Below are 2,756 nucleotides of genomic sequence, written 5' to 3' on the forward strand. Positions count from 1 at the left end.
GCCGTAGGAGTAGCCGAGGCCCGTGACCTGGCGGAGGGCTTTGCGGCGCAGGGCGGGGGCGTGGGTGGCCAGGGTCGCCAGGAGTGACCGGAGTGCCCTCGTCCAGGGGCGGTTCGCCATGGCCAGGCGGATCAGGGTGCCGCTGCTGTGGAGGACGGTGCGGCCCACCGGGTGGCGTTCGTCGCTGTGGAAGCGGGACAGCCAACGGGGGTCGTGCATGCCGTAGTCCCGGCCGAGGGCGGCGCGGACGATGTCCCGGATCTCGGCGAGGTCGAGCGGCGCGTCGTCGGGGACGTCGTGGGAGCGGTGCCAGCCGACGACCCGGTGGTAGCCGTCGCCGAAGGGGATGAGGAGGGCGAAGGCGTCCCCCGTCGTGCCCGCGGTGAGCAGGTCCGGCGGGTCCTCGGAGAGGCGTACGTCCGCGAGGACCACCGAGCGGATGACCGAGCGGCCCGGGAACGGCAGTCCCACCGCCTCGCGTACCGCGCTCCGCATCCCGTCCGCCCCGACCACGTAGGAGGCCCGCAGCGGCTCCATGCCCCGCCCGAGGACCGTCACCCCGGACGCGTCCTGGGTCAGCGCGGTCACCTCGGCCTCGTGGCGGAACTCGGCGCCGGCCTCCCGCGCCCGCCGCTCCAGCACCCGTTCGACCTCGTACTGCGGGATCACCAGGACGTGCGGGAAGCGGGTGGGGAGTTCGGAGAGGTCGAGGGTGAGGCCGTCGAAGAGGCCGAGCCGGGTCATCGGGTGGCCCAGGGACTCGAGTTCGTCGGCGAGGCCCCGCATGTCGAGCTGCTCCAGCGTGCGGGCGTGCAGCGCGAAGGCGCGGGTGAGGTTGCTGATGCCGGGCGGACGCTTCTCCAGCACGGTGACCGGGACGCCGGCCTCCGCCAGGTCACCGGCGAGGAGCAGTCCGGTCGGGCCGCAGCCCACTACGACGACGCCGGTGGTGCCTGCCATCCGCGGCTCCTCGGGGGGGCACGGGGGAAGAAACGCGCCGGGGACGCCGTCCGGCCGCGCGTGCGTGCGCGGGCGGACAGGCGCCCCCGGCCGGGACCTGAGGTCCGTCAGCTCTTCGGGGCGGACGAGCCCGAGCGCGACTTGTCCAGCACCATCACCAGACCGGCGATGACGACGAACAGGCCCACCGGGATCAGCACGTAGAGGCCGATGGTCTCCCAGGCGGAGAGACCGGGGCCGGGGTCGTCACCGTCGTCGCGGCTGAGCGCGAGCGCGGGGGACGACATGAGCAGCATCATCAGCGTCGTGCCGGCCGCCAGGGCTCCGGCGCGCAGGGCGTTCTTCTTGTCCACGCTCCCCAAGTTAGCGAACCGCCGCACCGGCCGCGCGTCCGGGGTGCCGTACGCGCGGCCTCGACGGCCCCTCAGGGCCCGCTGTGCCCCAGCCCCGCCCGCACCGCGGCCAGCAGCGCCCCCAGCCTCGGGGACGCCGTCAGCTCCTCCAGCGGCACCGGACGCCCCTGGGGGTCGGACACCGGCAGGCGCCAGTTCGGGTACTGGTCCCAGGTGCCGGGGACGTTCTGCGGGCGCCGGTCCCCGATGCCGTCCGGGAGCCAGATGCCGACCAGCCGGGCCGGGGTGCGCAGCAGGAACCGGTGGAAGCCCTGGATCTCGGCCTCCTCGTCGCTGCCGGGCGGCCCGGCGGCCGGGGCGTCCAGCAGCCCTAGGCTGCCCAGCAGCGCCAGCCACTCGGCGGTGTCCGCGACCGCGTCCGCCCGCTCGTCGGCGCCGGACTTGACGAGCAGACCGAGCTTCTCCCGCAGGTCGACGTGCTCACCGGTGAGCCGGGCGGCCGTGGGCGGCAGGTCGTGCGTGGTGGCGGTGGCCAGGCAGTCCTCGCGCCAGCTTTCCGGAGGCAGCGGGCGGCCGTCGCCGGTCCAGTCCCGCTCGAACCACAGCACGGAGGTGCCCAGCACCCCGCGCCGCTGGAGCGTCTCCCGTACGCCGGGCTCGACGGTGCCCAGGTCCTCTCCGATCACCAGCGCGCCCGCGCGGGACGCCTCCAGCGCGAGCAGGGCGAGCATCGCCTCGGCGTCGTAGCGGACGTAGGTGCCGTCGGTGGGCGGGCTGCCCTCGGGCACCCACCAGAGCCGGAACAGGCCCATCACGTGGTCGATGCGCAGCGCGCCCGCGTACCGGAACAGGGCGCGCAGCAGCAGCCGGTACGGAAGGTGGCCGGACTCCGCGAGCCGGTCCGGGCGCCAGGGCGGCAGGCCCCAGTCCTGGCCGCGCGCGTTGAACGCGTCGGGCGGGGCGCCGACCGACATCCCGGCCGCGAAGTGGTCCTGCTGGGACCAGGCGTCGGCGCCGACCGGATGCACACCGACCGCGAGGTCGTGCACGATCCCGATCGGCATCCCGGCCTCCTCGGCGGCCCGCTGGGCGGCGCGGAGCTGCCCGTCGGTGAGCCAGGCGAGCCGGGTGTGGAACTCGACCCGGTCGGCGAGGCGGGCGCGGGCGCGCGCGGTCTCCGCCGAGCGGGGGTCGCGCAGCGGCTCGGGCCAGGTCCGCCAGTCCGGGCCGTGCTCCTCGGCCAGCGCGTACCAGGTGGCGTGGTCCTCCAGCGCCTGGCCCTCCTCCGCGCGGAAGGCGTCGTACGCGGCCCGCCGGCCGGGGCCGAGCGGGACCCGTACGACCTGTTCCAGCGCCTGGCGCTTCAGCTCCCACACCGCGTCCCGGTCGATGAGGGCGCCCTTGTCGAGCACCTCGGCGCGCAGCCGCTCGGCCCGCTCGCGC

The 2,756-nt window shown here is 75.7% G+C and carries 3 protein-coding genes; all 3 read right to left on the reverse strand.

Features of this window, described 5'->3' with window-relative positions; all coding sequences use genetic code 11:
• A partial coding sequence (locus tag CCN33_RS10640; RefSeq protein WP_208621706.1) for an FAD-dependent monooxygenase occupies positions 1–960 on the reverse strand: 960 nt, incomplete at its 3' end.
• Between the two features lie 107 nt (positions 961–1,067).
• Positions 1,068–1,313, reverse strand: coding sequence for a hypothetical protein (locus tag CCN33_RS10645; protein ID WP_086693405.1), 246 nt, complete (start codon positions 1,311–1,313; stop codon positions 1,068–1,070).
• A gap of 71 nt (positions 1,314–1,384) precedes the next feature.
• A partial coding sequence (gene malQ, locus CCN33_RS10650) for a 4-alpha-glucanotransferase (RefSeq protein ID WP_086693406.1) occupies positions 1,385–2,756 on the reverse strand: 1,372 nt, incomplete at its 5' end.

This window comes from Streptomyces recifensis, from assembly GCF_002154615.1.
Taxonomy (GTDB): domain Bacteria; phylum Actinomycetota; class Actinomycetes; order Streptomycetales; family Streptomycetaceae; genus Streptomyces; species Streptomyces griseoluteus.